Genomic DNA, 14,765 nt, shown 5'->3' with positions numbered 1-14,765 from the left:
AAATTATTTAAATTTAAAACATTAAATTCATTCATTAAAATATCTCAGCAGGATCCGCATCTGCCAATTTTTTCATGGCTGCTAATGCAGATCCCATACACATAAAAAGTATCAAGCAAAATATAATAGATGCTCTACTAAAACTCATTTCAACAGGTAATTTAGTTGATAATCTAACCAAAGCATACAAAGCTTGTCCAGAAATATATGCAGGAATATATCCCATTATTGATAAAATAAATCCTTCTCTAGCTACTACTCCTAAAAGGCTTCTTAAGTTATATCCCATAGCCATTAAGGTTGCATATTCAGGCAAATGATCACTAACATCACTATAGAGAATTTGATAAACAATTACACAACCAACAATAAATCCCATTGCAGCACCCAATGTAAAAATAAATCCAATCGATGTACTACTTTTCCAATAATTCTTTTCAAAATCTATAAATGATTTCAAAGACATAACCTTAACATCACTAGGCAAACTTATATTCAAAGAGCGAACAACTTTTTCAATATCAGATCCCTTATCTAACCTTACCAAACCAATTTCAATACTTCCTTGGGGATTACCCGGAGATAATTCTAAGTATGTCTCTCTGCTAGTTATTAAATTCCCATCTGCACCAAAGGAAGGACCTAAACTGACTATTCCAGAAACCCTAACTCTTTTACCTGCGACTTCAGTTTCAACTAAACGTCCTGATTTAAACCATGAAGATATAGGTCCAAATTCATCTCTGGAAAGATCATCAAATAAAACCCTTCCTTTGTTTTTTAAAGTTTTAGCCTTTCTCTCAAAATCAGAATCAATCAACAATGGCTTATTTGGCTCAAAACCTAAAGCAAGAATAGATCTTGTTGATAAATTTTCAGGGTTTCGCCAAAGCAGAAAATTCCAATTAACCGCAGTTATTCCAGTAACATCCTTATGTGCCATTGCTTGAACTAATCTTCTTCGAGGGAACCCACTCATACTTATTGAACTTTTTGAGCGGGGACTAATTAATACTAAATCTGCGTCAAATAACTTATGAACAGTAACACTTGCATCAAACAAACCATCTCTAAAACCTAATTGCATAAACATCAAGATTCCAGCAAATGATATTCCTGCAATAGCTACCAATATTCGTAAAGGTTGTCTTGTCAGCAAAAGCCAAGCAAGAGGTATTTTTCTTTTGTTTAAAAAATTATTTAATTCCACTACGGCTGAAAACGAGCAATGACTTTCATTCCAGTTAGGTGAGAAACCTTTTTCGCTGATGAATTATCAAGCTTAACTCTAACCTCAACAACCCTTGAATCAGCATCGCCAGTTGGATCGGTTGAAAGCACTCTTCTTTGCCTGACTTGTGGGCTGATCAAACTCACTTGACCACTTAAAGACCCATCAAATCCTCCATTTTCACTAATTAAATTAACAGCTTGACCCACTTGAACTCTATCTATATCGGATTCATATACTTCAATAAGCGCTTCCATTAATTGGTTGGCGCCAACATTAATTACACCAGACGAATTAGGTCTCTCTCCCTCACGAACTAAGATTTGCAGAACAATCCCATCAATTGGACTTTTTAATTGTGTTTGTTTTAAATCAACGTTAATTGCATCAATAGCTGATTTAAGCTTTAAAATTTTGGTCTCAGAAATAAACAAATCGTCTTTCATCTTGTCTAACACAATTTCTGCTACTGCTCCTTTATCAACAAGAGTTTGATATCTATTGATTTCCCTTTTTTTTATCCTAATTTCACTCATTAATATATCCAAATTAGCTTTCGCAGATTTCAAATTAGCTTCAAGTTTAGGACGATTATCAAAAACAGCTAAGATTTGGTCCTTAAGAATAGAGTCACCTTCTTGAATTAATAATTTAGACAATCTTGGTGTACCACCCTTTCCACTAGTTGGAGCAGCTAATTTTCTTACTTCGCCAAGAGGATTTAATTGGCCCAAAGCAGCCACGCCTTCGAGCCTATCAACGACTTCAATCTCCTTGAGGGGTTGATTTAATTTTAAATCTTTATTATTACATCCACTAATTAAGAAAGCGCATAAAGGTGAGATACCTAAAAGAAATAAAAATTTTAATGATGAATATTTAAACATAACTAACATTCAAAAAGGATTTTATTTATGTATTCATCTGCCCAAGATGAACCAAAAAATTTAGTTAAAATACCTCTGGTTTTATCATTACGTTTTTGATTGAGGCAATATCGTTTTTGATACTTAAGTCTATCCATTGTATCCAACGAATTAATTTCGTCTTCTCCTACCTTAACTAATAACGACAATAGTAGTGACAAATATTGATCAATTAATTCTAAAAATAGTTTTTCTTCAAGAAAATCAACTGGACGAATAAAGCATACATACGGAGAAAAGATAAATCCCCATTCTGGCAGCTTGCCCGGTTCACTGAATTTGGGCACTTTTAATGATCTCATTTGAGAAATCAGGAAATCAGGCAGATGTTTCCCAACAGGTGACAAATCAACAATGGCGGCGGAAATATTATTTGAATTAACAACCAAATCCGCACCAAATATGGGAAGTTCATAGCAAGGGTCAGGGAAAAAGACACAATGGAGAATTTGCAATGACTTTCCAAGCTTTGCAACTTCCAAATGAATTTTTCTAAATCCTTTTGATTGATAAAACTCGTTGATAATAAATAATTCCTCATTATTTAGGTTGCTGTAAATCTTGCTCAACCTAGGGTCAATGTATAAAGGTTCTAAATCAGTCAACGAATTGATTCTATTCTTGATAAGTTCGAACGCCTCAAGCAAAAGAGGATTCAATTTACTTTGAGTGCAAAAAACTGACTCCAAAACAAAGAACTCAAGCTAAAAGGGTTTGACATAGATTCATAGAAACTGTTTATTTATAGATATGTTTAGACAATATTATATAATTATTAAGGCTCAAAAGAACTAAATAACAAATTTTTTATTTAAATACAAGTGAATATGAGCAAAGGGTTCAAAGGATGAATTTAGAAAAACGATAAGATATCACGAATAAATCTACTAAATAAGGATAATTTAAATATGAAATAATAAATATATATAAAAATCATATAAATATAAAATCAATTTTTTACAATTTAGAAAATTAAAACCAAATTATTTTAATTTTCTAAATCTTATTAGCATATATTAATATAGGATAATGATTTAAGGTGCTTTAAGATATTTAGAATGAACGTAAATCATTGGTCCTTGCCTAATGGTGCTACATGTGTTGTAGCGGATATAGAACAATCAACGCTGACTTGTATTGACTTTTGGTGCAAGGGAGGAAGTCTTTATGAAATGAAAGATGAAGAAGGGATGGCACATTTCTTAGAGCATATGATATTTAAAGGTAGTAAGAACCTAAAAGAAGGTGAATTCGATTTAAAAGTTGAATCTCTCGGTGGAAGTAGTAATGCAGCAACTGGGCTAGACGATGTTCACTATCACGTTCTAGTACCCCCAGAAAAAACAGAAGAAGGACTAAAGTTAATATTAGAATTATTATTATTTCCTAGAATTGAAAAAGATGCCTTTGAAATGGAGAAAGAAGTAGTTTTAGAGGAAATTGCACAAAATATTGAGCAGCCAGATGAAATTATTTATATGAAATTGTTAAAGGAATGTTTAACACCTCATAGATACTCGAAACCAATACTTGGTGACAAAAATACTGTTAAAAGTATAAATCCTAAACAAATGAAACTATTCCACAAAAATCATTATGTAGGTAAAAATTGTACACTATGTGTAGCAGGAGATTTGCCTAGCGAAATTTATTCAATAATCAACAATAGTAAACTTAAGGAATTAAAAACAATATCAAAAGAGACAGCTATAAGATACAAAGCTAACTTTAAAAAAGGGTATAAAAAAGAAACTATTCCAAGACTTGAAGGAGTAAGAATATTGAAAGCCTGGGAACTTCCACCTGCAGAAGAGCAGATCTTAATTTTAGGAGCAGAAATAGCTGCCACAATCTTATGCGAAGGTAAAAGTAGTATTATTGTTAAAGAATTAAGAGAAAAAAAACGTATTATTGAATCAATAGATATAGATTTACAAATCCTTGAAAAGGGTGGATTAATTCTTTTAGATGTAAGTTGTTCCGAAGAAAATCTTAAAATTGCAGAAATTGAAATTAATAACATTCTCAAAGAATTAAGTAAAGATTTAGTTACTAATAAGGATTTGGAACGTGCAAAAAAATTAGTTATAAATAATATTTACTTTAGTCTAGAGTTGAGTACTCAAATTGCCTCAACATTAGGGAATCAGGCTCTATGGGGTCGACACCAAGCGATATTAAAATCAATAGATGACATTTCTTACTGGACAACATCACGTCTAAATGAATTAATTTTTCCTTTATTTAATCCAGAAAATGCATTTACATTAATTGCCGAACCTGAGAAATTAATATGAACATAATCCTAGACAAACTTAATAGCAAAAATATAATGTCCGCTAAACTTTGGATAGAAGAAGGTAGCAGAAATGATCCAAAAGATAGAAAAGGAATCCATCAACTTTTAAGCGCAACAATGCTTAGAGGTTGTGGTCCATACAATAATAGACAAATTGCTGAAATTGTAGAAAGTTCTGGCGCAAATTTAAACTGTGATACATACGAAGATGGTCTTCTAATAAGTCTTAAATGTGTCGAAAGTGATGCTTATAAACTTCTTCCTTTAATTGGTTGGATGATTACAAAACCTGTACTTCAAATAGATCAAATTGAATTAGAAAAAGATCTAACGATAAAAGCCATTAAAAGACAAAAAGAGAGTACATATCAAATCGCTTTTGATGGATGGAGAAAGATGGTATACGGTGATGGTCCATATGGACATGATCCACTGGGATCAATAGATGATATAAATAAAATCAAGAAAGAGCATATAATGCCATTTGCAAGTTCATTAATTTATAGAAAGAAGAACTTAGTAATTTCAGGAAAGTTTCCAATTAATATAGAAAGTTATATAGAAAATTCAATTGCATTTAAGGGTATTAGTAAAATTCTTAATAATCAAAATAAATCGTATAATAAAATCGAACTAAAATATAAACAGAAAACTAATATTTGCATACGTTCATTAAATACCAAACAAGTCATTTTGCTACTTGGTAAATCAACAATTAGATATGATAGTAAATCTGATATTTTGCTTAGATTATTATCATGTTACTTAGGTTATGGAATGTCAAGTTTATTATTTAAGATTCTCAGAGAAAAGTATGGAGTGGTTTATGAAGCAGGAGTTTATCATCCTATCAGAGAAAATCAAACACCATTTATTATGCACGCTTCTACGACTGAAGAGAAAGCAATACTTACTCTTCAATTACTAAAAGAATGCTGGGAAAAAATTATTAATATTGAAATCTCTCCTGAAGAATTAGATCTTGTAAAGATAAAATTTCGTGGTCAAATGGCACATTCTTTACAGAGTATTAGTCAAAGAGCGGAGCACAAAGCTCACATTCTAGGAATTGGTCTAACAAAGGATCACGATAAGGAAATTCTTCTAAGACTCGGAGGTATAACCAGTAAAGAAATCAAGGATGCTGCTAATAAATATTTAAAGAACCCATTGCTAAGCGTTTGTAGTAACAAAGAAGTTATTAGGAAAATCATTAAAAACTGGAAAAGCTAATTCAAGTATCATTTAATTGTCAGCTATCTTTACCCAAAATCTTAAGTCTTTCAGAAGGAATCAAGAAATTACCTCTTCTAAATTTCACTTCTAATAAATCATTTGGTCTTATTCCAATTATTATGCCAACCTCATCGAGAGAGACTAGATCCGGCGGTCTCAGTATTGATACAGAATCTGATGTCTTCAAATAAGGCAAAGGAACCTGCAAGGCTACTTTTTCTCCAACCTGAAATTTCATTTTGACTAAATAACTATGAATGATCTTATTGACATATCAATCAATTTGTAAATAATAATATATAAGATATGCTAATTAAATTCATTGCACAAATTTAGTAGCGGATTAAAAGCAATAACAGGCGTAATGTTAATCATAATATGCGCAATGATACCATCATCAATAATTTTTCCTCAAGAAGACCTATCCCTCTCAAACATCTCACTTCAAAGCAACTGGCAAATCCAAGGGCTGCTTTTGACTTCATTGCTTTGTGGACCCGAAATAGGAACAATTTCTGCAATTTCGTATTTGATTATAGGGTTATTCTATTTACCTATTTTTCATGGAGGAGGAAGTGTTGGTTATATCTTAACTAATGAATTTGGGTACTTATTGGGATTTATTCCTGCTGCTTGGACATGTGGTTTTTTATCAAAAAAGGCTTCGAAAGCTAATTTAATCAATTATTCATTTTATACAGTTATATCATTATGCATTGTGCATATTACAGGTATTATTTATCTAATTTTTGGTAAAATATTTGGAAACTGGTCGAATTCATTATCCGATCTTATTTTGATAAATACTTTAATACCTTTTCCAAATCAATTATTACTATGCATATCAATAAGTCTATTTTCAATATTATTAAAACGTATATTAATAGTAAAATGATTTCTTGCAAGAGTAGAAAAATGAAAATACTAATTTACTCTCTTTTTATTGTTTTATCAGATCAAGTTAGTAAGTACTTAGTATTAAGTACATTAGGCTTTGAAAGAACAAAAAATATTATACCTAATTTATTAAATTTCACCCTAGTACAAAACAAAGGAGCTGCATTTAGTCTTTTTAGCAACTCAACTAACTTTCTTACAATTACAAGTGTTGTCGCCTCATTATTATTAATTACAATTATTTTAAGGTCACCACCAAAATCCTATTGGAATTTTATTGGACTTGCATATCTTTTAGGCGGGACTGTAGGCAATGGTATTGATAGATTATTTAAAGGTTATGTACTTGACTTTCTAGAGCTAGTTCCAATTAATTTTCCTATTTTCAATTTAGCAGATGTATCAATAAATATTGCTGTAATATGTTTTATAATTGATATAATTAAACACAAATCAAAAATATATTATTAAACAAATAGTAATTATTACATGAAAACTTATAATTCAAAAAAAATAATCTTATATATGTTTATAACTTTAATTAGTTTGATATTTGTAGGCTTAGTTGGAGCAATAATTAGATTAATCAATATTCCTGCCGTATTAATTACATTTTTATTAATAGCCGGTTTATATTATTCAAAGAAAATAGATTGGTTAAAAAATAGTCTGCAATCGATATTTCAGATTAAGAGTGATAAGAATTCAATTGATTTTTCATTAATTAACAAAAAGCAAGCTGCAGGTAAATCATTAAAAAGTATTGATCAGTTAATCAGATTAATTAATGATAAAGTCAAAGCAAAAGCCCTAAAGGATGAAAAGGATAGAGTTTCATTAGAGTTAGATAGAGGAGATATTTTTTTAGTAGTTTTTGGAATTGGCTCTAGTGGTAAAACCTCACTAATAAGAGCTCTTTTACAAAGAATAGTAGGTAAAGTTAGTCCTGAGATGGGAACCACAATAGGAAAAGAGACCTTCCGTTTAAAACTCAAAGGGCTGTCAAGAGGGATAAGAATTATTGATACACCTGGAATATTAGAAGCGGGTAAAGGAGGCAGAGAAAGGGAAAAGAGTGCATTATTAGAAGCAAGAAAAGCTGATTTAATATTAGTAGTAATAGAAGGAGATTTACGTTCTGAAGAAACAAGAATAATCAGGAGTTTATCTAAATCAGGCAAAAGACTCTTACTTGTTCTCAATAAAATAGATTTAAGAGGAGAAAATGAAGAAAAAAGATTAATAGAAATTCTAAATTCCAGATGTAGTGATTTTATTGAGACAAAAGATATTATTTGTACATCCGCATCTCCTCAGACAATTGCAATCCCTGGCAAAAAGCCATATCAACCAGAACCTGAAATCGATATTTTAATTAGAAGATTAGCAAATATACTTCATGAAGAAGGTGAAGAGCTAATCGCAGATAATATATTGATTCAATGCAGCAATCTTGGGAAAGAAGGTAAAAAATTATTAGTTAAGCAAAGGAGTCAATCAGCCAAAAAGTGTGTTGACAAGTATGGTTGGCTCAGCAGCGGAGCATTAATACTGACACCATTACCCGTTGTCGATATGATCGCCGCAGCGGCTGTTAATGCTCAAATGGTTATTGAGATAGCAAAAATCTATGGTGTTGAAATTACAAAAGAAAGAGCAAAGAATTTAGCAATTTCGGTAGGAAAAACTCTTGCAACTATGGGTTTAGTTCAAGGTGGAGTTTCACTAATAAGCTCAACATTAAGTCTGTCACTCCCAACATTAATTGTTAGCAAAGTAATTCAAGGTGTAAGTGTATCCTGGCTTACTAGAATTGCAGGAGCAAGTTTTATAACTTATTTCCAACAAGACCAAAATTGGGGAGATGGTGGAATCCAAGAAGTTGTTGAATTTCATTACAACTTAAATAAAAGAGATGAGTATTTCAAAAGTTTTATACGAAGAGCTTATGAGAGGGTTATTGATCCTTTAGTGGAAAATAAATTTAAAAAACTACCGCCGAGATCAAAGCCTCGGAAGGTGGAGGGCTCATCGGACCTCTAAAATCCAAAACAAAAACCAATGCCAAATAAATTAGGCCAATAGTAATTGATATTAAAGCCGTTGCTAAAGCAAGTATATTTTTTTTGTTAAAAAAATCATTATTCATTTTAAAATCAAATAATTGATTGATTAATAAGATTAGCTAAAATTTTTATATCATCAAATTTAGTATTGGGATTTCCCATAACAGCTTTTAAATAATATCGATTTCCATACATTGGCCTTGAGAGCATAAAATTATTGTCCAACAATGAGCTTCTTGTTTTTATAGACCAATCCGCCGCTTGAGAAGAAGTATAATTGATTGGCGTTATAGCCAAAAGATGAAGTGGTCCAGATATTATTTTAAATTTTGATGAATCAATTATTGATTCTAAATAACATCTTCGTCTAATAGAATCCAAAAGTATTTTTTCAATACCCTCTTCACCTAATTGTCTTAAGCCAACCCACAATTTCAAGGCCTCGGCGGATCTAGTTCCCTGAATTCCAAGTTCTCCTCCATGAAAGTCATTCCCTGTAATTGGTTCTGCATAAGGTAGTCCAGTTGAAAAAGTAGAAGAAAGGTGATTTTTATTAGCTACAAGTAGCAAAGAAGAAGTTTTTGCTATACCCAACAATTTCTGTGGATTAACAGTTATTGAGTCGGCAGAGCCCAAACCTTGAACAATACCTGAAGTCTTTGTGGATAGGCCATAAATCCCACCAATTGCACCATCGACATGAAGCCAGACTTTTTCCTTTTGGCAAAATTCAGCGATTTCAGAGAGTGGGTCAATAGCTCCTCTGACAGTAGTTCCTGCTGTCGCGACAACAGCGAAGCATTTCTTACCCTCAGATTTAATTTTATTTAAACTTAAATATAAATTAGAAATTATTAATTTACCATTTTCATCAGTAGGAACTCTTTGAAGAGATTCCTGTTTCAAACCCATTATCCGCAGATTTTTTGAGAATGAGACATGGCAATCATCACTAGCAAAAAAGACAGCACTCGGATCACTCTCTAGTCCAGCAATATTTCTTGCAATTACTAAAGCCATTAAATTACTTAAACTCCCCCCACTTGCTGCTACACCTCCAGAAATATCACCAAGACACAACTTCTGACAAAACCATTTACATAGGTCTCTTTCCAAGTATGACAAGCTAGGTGATAATTCTTCGGCTAAAAGATTATTATTTAAACCTGCACAAATCAGCTCTCCAACAATTGAAGCTGATAGAGGAGGTGGATCTAAATGAGCAAGGGAACCTGGATGAGCTGGTCGATAGGAACCATTCATTAATACTTGAAGTTCGCTCAATAAAACTTTATTGGAAACGCCTTGTTTTGCCGGGAAGAACTCTGGCAAGTCAAATGAATCAGGTATTGGACCTTGACTACCTGATTCGGAAAACCAATCACAAAGATTACTTGAAGCTTGAACAAGTAAAGAATATAGTTCTTTATCTAAATTGTGAGGTGATGCAAAAGGGTCCAAAGAAAATAAGTCTCTATTTGTAGTATTGGATGATCCAGTTCAAACCAAAAAAATGATTAATCTCTAGATAACCATTTTATTTGATAATTATCCAAACACCTAAAAAATTGTCAAAACCAATCGAACTAAGTCAGAAAGAAAAAACAAAGTGGATGGCAAGATTGCTAACCAAAGCAAAGCTTGTGGGAGAAGGAGGGGAAGTTCCAATCGCCGCAGTTATTCTCGACAAAAGAGGAAGATGTATAGGATATGGAGGAAATAGAAGGGAGGCACTGAAAGATCCTTTAGGTCATGCTGAATTAGTAGCTCTCAGACAAGCTTCTTGGATAAATAATGATTGGAGATTTAATGACTGTACATTGATAGTAAATCTGGAGCCATGTCCGATGTGTGCAGGCGCTCTAATACAAGCAAGGATGGGAAGGATTATCTATGGATCTGAAGACCCAAAAAGAGGCGCACTAGGTGGAACTATCAATCTTGCGGAACATAAAAGTGCTCATCACAACATGTTGATTGAAAGAGGAATAATGGAAGAAGAATCTAGAAAGATAATTGTAGATTGGTTTAAAGACAAAAGAGTTTTATCTAGAGATAAAATTTTATCTAAACTTAGGTAATTCAGTTTCAAAAATATTTATTATTTTCTCTACATTAGTAGAGGTCGAGTTATATCCCATTAAACCAATTCTCCATACTTTTCCAGCAAGATCACCAAGGCCACCTCCTATCTCAACCCCAAAGTTATTTAGTAAATGCTTGGTAAAAGCTTTACCATCAACTCCCTCAGGTATTTTCACTGTCGTTAAAGTAGGCAAGCGCAATTCTTCCTTTACATGTAATTCCAAATCAATATTTTCTAAGGCATTCCAAAGAGATTTGGCATTTTTTGTATGTCTATCCCATGAAACTTCCAATCCTTCTTCAGCCAACAATCTAAGAGCTTCTCGAATGCCAAAATTCATGTTTACAGGAGCCGTATGATGATATACACGATCACTGCCCCAATATTTATTTAGCAAAGAGACATCTAAATACCAGTTTGGAACTTTATCTTTTCTATTAGTCATTTTATTTTCAGCTCTCTGATTCATTGAAAAAGGACCTAGTCCTGGAGGGCAACTTAACCCTTTTTGACTGCAGCTGTAAGCCAAATCAATTTTCCACTCATCCAAATAAAGAGGAACTCCTCCCAAAGAAGTAACAGTATCGACAAGAAGTAAACAATTATATTTTCTGCATAAATCACCAATTCCATCCATAGGTTGACAAACACCAGTTGATGTTTCGGCATGAACAATTGCCAAAACAGTTGGGTTATATTTTTTTAATGCATCTTCTATTTCCTCAAGTGAGAATGCTTTACCCCAATCCTTCTGAATAGTTTCTACATTTGCCTTATATCTACCTGCCATATCCGCAAGTCGATGTCCAAAATATCCTTTGATAGCAACTAAAACCGTATCTTCTGGCTCAACAACATTTGCTAGAGTTGCCTCCATTGCGGCACTTCCTGTACCACTCATTGGAAGTGTTAACCGATTGCTAGTTTGCCAAGCATATCTAAGCAACTCTTGAACCTCACTCATCAAATCCACATAGAAAGGGTCCAAATGACCAATGGGAGGCTGAGAGAGAGCTTTCAGAACAGCAGGATCTGCATTTGATGGGCCAGGCCCAAGCAATAACCTTTCAGGAGAGACAGTTGGACCAAAATCTTTACGATGTTGATTATCAACAGAAGGAAGAATTTGAGTGGCCAAGAAAACAGATCGCTTTTTATATCTATAAGAGCCTAAAAGGCGATAGGCAAAGTCGGGGTGTTTTTTTTAGGTATTGCAATAGGAATTTGCTAGAATTGTCCTACTAGACAAAAAACAATCAAAGTTTTCTGTTAAAAATCTAAAAAAAGTGCTTCTTAATACAAAAAGAGATGCAATCGGTTATTACGTTCATAATTAAGTATATCTGTTGCAAATTAAATTCATCATGAGCAAGACCTCTCAAGATGTTCTACGTCAAATCAAGGATGAGGGCATCGAGCTAATAGATTTAAAATTCGCTGACTTACACGGTAAATGGCAACATTTAACCGTAGCTTCAGATCTCATTGAAGAAAGCTCTTTTACAGAAGGACTTGCATTTGATGGCTCTTCCATTCGCGGTTGGAAAGCTATAAACGAATCTGATATGGCGATGGTTCCAGATCCTTCCACAAGCTGGATAGACCCTTTTTATCACCATAAAACTCTCAGCCTTATTTGCTCAATTCAAGAGCCAAGAAGTGGAGAGCCCTATGCCAGATGTCCAAGAGCATTGGCACAAAAAGCATTGGATTATTTAGGAAGCACGAGTGTTGCAGATGCAGCCTTCTTCGGCCCTGAACCAGAATTCTTTATTTTCGATGATGTCAGATATAACTCAGGTGAAGGTGGAAGTTTTTACAGCGTAGATACCATAGAAGCCCCATGGAATACAGGGAGGGTAGAGGAAGGAGGAAATCTTGGATATAAAATTCAACTAAAAGAAGGATATTTCCCAGTCTCCCCTAACGATACAGCTCAAGACATGAGGTCTGAGATGCTTCTGCTGATGGGTGAATTGGGAATACCAATTGAGAAACATCACCATGAAGTAGCCGGAGCTGGCCAACATGAATTGGGAATGAAATTTGCTCCTCTAATAAACGCAGCAGACAATGTAATGATTTACAAATACATAGTAAGAAATGTAGCCAAAAAATATGGAAAGACTGCAACTTTTATGCCTAAACCAGTCTTCAATGACAATGGAACAGGAATGCATGTTCACCAAAGCTTATGGAAAGGCGGTCAACCTTTATTTTACGGAGAGGGCACCTACGCCAATTTATCTCAAACGGCTAAATGGTATATAGGAGGAATACTTAAGCATGCTCCTTCTTTTCTAGCATTCACAAATCCAACCACCAATAGCTACAAAAGATTAGTTCCAGGTTTCGAAGCTCCAGTAAATTTAGTTTATTCACAAGGCAATAGATCAGCTGCAGTAAGAATTCCTTTAACCGGACCAAGTCCTAAAGCAAAGAGACTTGAATTCCGTTCTGGTGATGCCTTAGCTAACCCTTACATTGCTTTTTCAGCAATGATGATGGCAGGTATTGATGGAATCAAGAATCAAATTGACCCGGGAGATGGAGTCGATGTTGACCTCTTTGAACTCCCATCAGATGAATTAGCAAAAATAGACACTGTTCCCTCCTCATTAAACGATGCTCTAGAGGCATTAAAAAGTGACAACAGTTATTTGACTGAAGGTGGCGTATTTACAGATGATTTCATTAATAACTGGATAGAACTTAAATACGAAGAAGTTCAGCAACTAAGACAAAGGCCTCATCCTCATGAATTCACTATGTACTACGACGCCTAAAATCTATCTCTTTTTTATTTTTTAGATTACACAATTAAGGTCTATGTAGAAATATGCATAGACCTTAATTTTTTTTTATTTAACTCGTCACCAATCAATTAAATCTGTTAGATAATACAGAAATTAATAACTGGTTCATGGCAGCGCCAAGCCTTAAAAAATTTGCATATCACACTCTCCAACAAGGAAAAACTCTTGCTGGGTTAGCGCATAAAGAGTTGAGTACAAAGTTAATGGAAGTGTTTGCACCTGAAGCAGTTCCAGGGGAATTCCCAATCAATCAAGAACTAATAAAAGAAGTTAGAAGATCAATGGAAAATCTTGAAATTATTGATTGGAAAGAGGCAGAGGCAGGAATTTACCCAAAATCCCAGCTGTTCGAAGCTCCATGGTTGGAATGGGCAAAGAAATATCCCTTGGTTTGGCTAGATATGCCCCAAACTTGGAAGAGGCGTAAAAAAAATAAAACTAGAGAAATCCCCAGAAATATAAATGAGGAAGATTACCCTGACTACTATTTACAAAATTTTCATCACCAAACAGATGGTTACCTAAGTGAACACTCTGCTGAAATTTATGATTTACAAGTTGAAATTCTTTTCAATGGAACGGCCGACTCTATGAGACGAAGAGTCTTATCTCCTTTGAAAACCGGACTAAGAAAATATTTAACTGAAAAATCAAAGAAAGTAAAAGTTTTAGATATAGCTACAGGAACTGGAAGAACACTCCAGCAAATACAAAGTGCATTACCTCAAGTTGAACTTTATGGTCTTGATTTGTCAGGTTCATATCTAAAGCAAGCAAGTAAATATCTAAGTTCCAGAAGTGGTGATCTTGTTCAACTGACAAAAGGAAATGCAGAAAAAATGCCCTATAAATCGGAGAGTTTTCAAGCATTAACTTGTGTTTTTCTATTTCACGAACTCCCTAGAGATGCGCGCCAAAATGTTTTGAACGAATGCTTTAGATTGTTAGAACCTGGCGGAACACTTGTTCTTGCAGACTCGATTCAAATAGAAGATTCTCCAAAATTCACTCCAATCATGGAAAACTTTCATAAAATATTCCATGAACCATATTATAGAGATTACATAGTTGATAACATAAACCTAAGATTAGAAGAAAGTGGGTTTTCCTCAATAACTTCTGAATCCCATTTCATGACTAAAGTATGGAAGGCAAACAAACAAGTTTGATTTTTAATCAAAAAAAAATAATATAAAAAAATCACAAGT

At 33.6% G+C, this 14,765-nt stretch carries 14 protein-coding genes; 8 read left to right on the top strand and 6 right to left on the bottom strand.

Going from position 1 to position 14,765, the window contains the following annotated elements; translation table 11 throughout:
• Nucleotides 1-34: 34 nt before the first annotated feature.
• The 3 genes from devC to O5637_RS00845 are packed head-to-tail and all read right to left on the bottom strand — an operon-like array spanning nucleotide 35 to nucleotide 2,804.
• The gene (gene devC, locus O5637_RS00855; RefSeq protein WP_269605290.1) at nucleotides 35-1,210 is read right to left on the bottom strand and encodes an ABC transporter permease DevC; all 1,176 of its coding nucleotides are present in this window, start codon (nucleotides 1,208-1,210) and stop codon (nucleotides 35-37) included.
• Nucleotides 1,210-2,118, bottom strand: coding sequence for an efflux RND transporter periplasmic adaptor subunit (locus tag O5637_RS00850; protein WP_269605288.1), 909 nt, complete (start codon nucleotides 2,116-2,118; stop codon nucleotides 1,210-1,212). The genes devC and O5637_RS00850 overlap by 1 nt, the downstream gene beginning before the upstream one ends.
• Nucleotides 2,119-2,120: 2 nt before the next feature.
• Nucleotides 2,121-2,804 carry a phycocyanobilin:ferredoxin oxidoreductase gene (locus O5637_RS00845; RefSeq protein ID WP_269606859.1) on the bottom strand — a complete coding sequence of 228 codons (684 nt, stop codon included), beginning with the start codon at nucleotides 2,802-2,804 and terminating at the stop codon, nucleotides 2,121-2,123.
• 411 nt (nucleotides 2,805-3,215) lie between these two features.
• On the opposite strand from O5637_RS00845, the gene O5637_RS00840 reads away from it, so the two are divergent.
• Nucleotides 3,216-4,454: a M16 family metallopeptidase gene (locus O5637_RS00840; protein WP_269605287.1), complete on the top strand. Its 1,239-nt coding sequence runs from the start codon at nucleotides 3,216-3,218 to the stop codon at nucleotides 4,452-4,454.
• On the top strand, nucleotides 4,451-5,689 hold the full coding sequence (locus O5637_RS00835) for a M16 family metallopeptidase (RefSeq protein ID WP_269605285.1): 1,239 nt from the start codon (nucleotides 4,451-4,453) through the stop codon (nucleotides 5,687-5,689). Before O5637_RS00840 ends, O5637_RS00835 begins: the two co-directional genes overlap by 4 nt.
• A 19-nt stretch (nucleotides 5,690-5,708) precedes the next feature.
• On the opposite strand, the gene O5637_RS00830 is transcribed toward O5637_RS00835, so the two are convergent.
• Complete coding sequence (locus O5637_RS00830) at nucleotides 5,709-5,930, bottom strand: NAD(P)H dehydrogenase assembly family protein (protein WP_269605284.1); 222 nt, start codon at nucleotides 5,928-5,930, stop codon at nucleotides 5,709-5,711.
• 126 nt (nucleotides 5,931-6,056) lie between these two features.
• Between O5637_RS00830 and O5637_RS00825 the strand changes: the two genes are divergently transcribed.
• The 3 genes from O5637_RS00825 to O5637_RS00815 are packed head-to-tail and all read left to right on the top strand — an operon-like array spanning nucleotide 6,057 to nucleotide 8,632.
• Nucleotides 6,057-6,587 carry a biotin transporter BioY gene (locus O5637_RS00825; RefSeq protein WP_420063719.1) on the top strand — a complete coding sequence of 177 codons (531 nt, stop codon included), beginning with the start codon at nucleotides 6,057-6,059 and terminating at the stop codon, nucleotides 6,585-6,587.
• Between the two features lie 20 nt (nucleotides 6,588-6,607).
• Entirely contained in the window at nucleotides 6,608-7,060 is a 453-nt protein-coding gene (gene lspA, locus O5637_RS00820; protein ID WP_269605280.1) for a signal peptidase II, read from the top strand.
• Nucleotides 7,061-7,078: 18 nt separating this feature from the next.
• Entirely contained in the window at nucleotides 7,079-8,632 is a 1,554-nt protein-coding gene (locus O5637_RS00815; RefSeq protein ID WP_420063718.1) for a DUF697 domain-containing protein, read from the top strand.
• A gap of 113 nt (nucleotides 8,633-8,745) precedes the next feature.
• On the opposite strand, the gene O5637_RS00810 is transcribed toward O5637_RS00815, so the two are convergent.
• Nucleotides 8,746-10,116, bottom strand: a complete 1,371-nt coding sequence (locus tag O5637_RS00810) for a pyridoxal phosphate-dependent decarboxylase family protein (RefSeq protein ID WP_269605276.1) — start codon at nucleotides 10,114-10,116, stop codon at nucleotides 8,746-8,748.
• A 107-nt stretch (nucleotides 10,117-10,223) separates the two neighbouring features.
• Here O5637_RS00810 and O5637_RS00805 point away from each other — a divergent pair, with 107 nt between their 5' ends.
• The gene (locus tag O5637_RS00805) at nucleotides 10,224-10,736 is read left to right on the top strand and encodes a nucleoside deaminase (protein WP_269605274.1); all 513 of its coding nucleotides are present in this window, start codon (nucleotides 10,224-10,226) and stop codon (nucleotides 10,734-10,736) included.
• On the opposite strand, the gene O5637_RS00800 is transcribed toward O5637_RS00805, so the two are convergent.
• The gene (locus O5637_RS00800; RefSeq protein WP_269605272.1) at nucleotides 10,719-11,879 is read right to left on the bottom strand and encodes a pyridoxal-phosphate-dependent aminotransferase family protein; all 1,161 of its coding nucleotides are present in this window, start codon (nucleotides 11,877-11,879) and stop codon (nucleotides 10,719-10,721) included. The genes O5637_RS00805 and O5637_RS00800 overlap by 18 nt on opposite strands.
• Nucleotides 11,880-12,105: 226 nt before the next feature.
• Between O5637_RS00800 and glnA the strand changes: the two genes are divergently transcribed.
• Together glnA and O5637_RS00790 are read left to right on the top strand one after the other, a co-directional pair.
• The gene (glnA, locus tag O5637_RS00795) at nucleotides 12,106-13,527 is read left to right on the top strand and encodes a type I glutamate--ammonia ligase (RefSeq protein WP_269605270.1); all 1,422 of its coding nucleotides are present in this window, start codon (nucleotides 12,106-12,108) and stop codon (nucleotides 13,525-13,527) included.
• A gap of 137 nt (nucleotides 13,528-13,664) precedes the next feature.
• Nucleotides 13,665-14,726, top strand: a complete 1,062-nt coding sequence (locus O5637_RS00790) for a class I SAM-dependent methyltransferase (RefSeq protein WP_269605268.1) — start codon at nucleotides 13,665-13,667, stop codon at nucleotides 14,724-14,726.
• The last annotated feature ends 39 nt before the right edge of the window (nucleotides 14,727-14,765 follow it).

The organism is Prochlorococcus marinus str. MIT 0917, from assembly GCF_027359575.1.
Taxonomy (GTDB): Bacteria; Cyanobacteriota; Cyanobacteriia; order PCC-6307; family Cyanobiaceae; genus Prochlorococcus_B; species Prochlorococcus_B marinus_D.
Note: the sequence above shows the minus strand (reverse complement) of the source record. Positions and strands in the feature narration are given on the sequence as shown.

Excerpts from the sequence above, each read along its gene's own strand:
- O5637_RS00850 (WP_269605288.1), bottom strand. The coding sequence starts at position 2,118 with ATGTTTAAATATTCATCATTAAAATTTTTATTTCTTTTAGGTATCTCA.
- O5637_RS00840 (WP_269605287.1), top strand. The coding sequence starts at position 3,216 with ATGAACGTAAATCATTGGTCCTTGCCTAATGGTGCTACATGTGTTGTA.
- O5637_RS00835 (WP_269605285.1), top strand. The coding sequence starts at position 4,451 with ATGAACATAATCCTAGACAAACTTAATAGCAAAAATATAATGTCCGCT.
- O5637_RS00830 (WP_269605284.1), bottom strand. The coding sequence starts at position 5,930 with ATGAAATTTCAGGTTGGAGAAAAAGTAGCCTTGCAGGTTCCTTTGCCT.
- O5637_RS00825 (WP_420063719.1), top strand. The coding sequence starts at position 6,057 with ATGTTAATCATAATATGCGCAATGATACCATCATCAATAATTTTTCCT.
- lspA (WP_269605280.1), top strand. The coding sequence starts at position 6,608 with ATGAAAATACTAATTTACTCTCTTTTTATTGTTTTATCAGATCAAGTT.
- O5637_RS00815 (WP_420063718.1), top strand. The coding sequence starts at position 7,079 with ATGAAAACTTATAATTCAAAAAAAATAATCTTATATATGTTTATAACT.
- glnA (WP_269605270.1), top strand. The coding sequence starts at position 12,106 with ATGAGCAAGACCTCTCAAGATGTTCTACGTCAAATCAAGGATGAGGGC.
- O5637_RS00790 (WP_269605268.1), top strand. The coding sequence starts at position 13,665 with ATGGCAGCGCCAAGCCTTAAAAAATTTGCATATCACACTCTCCAACAA.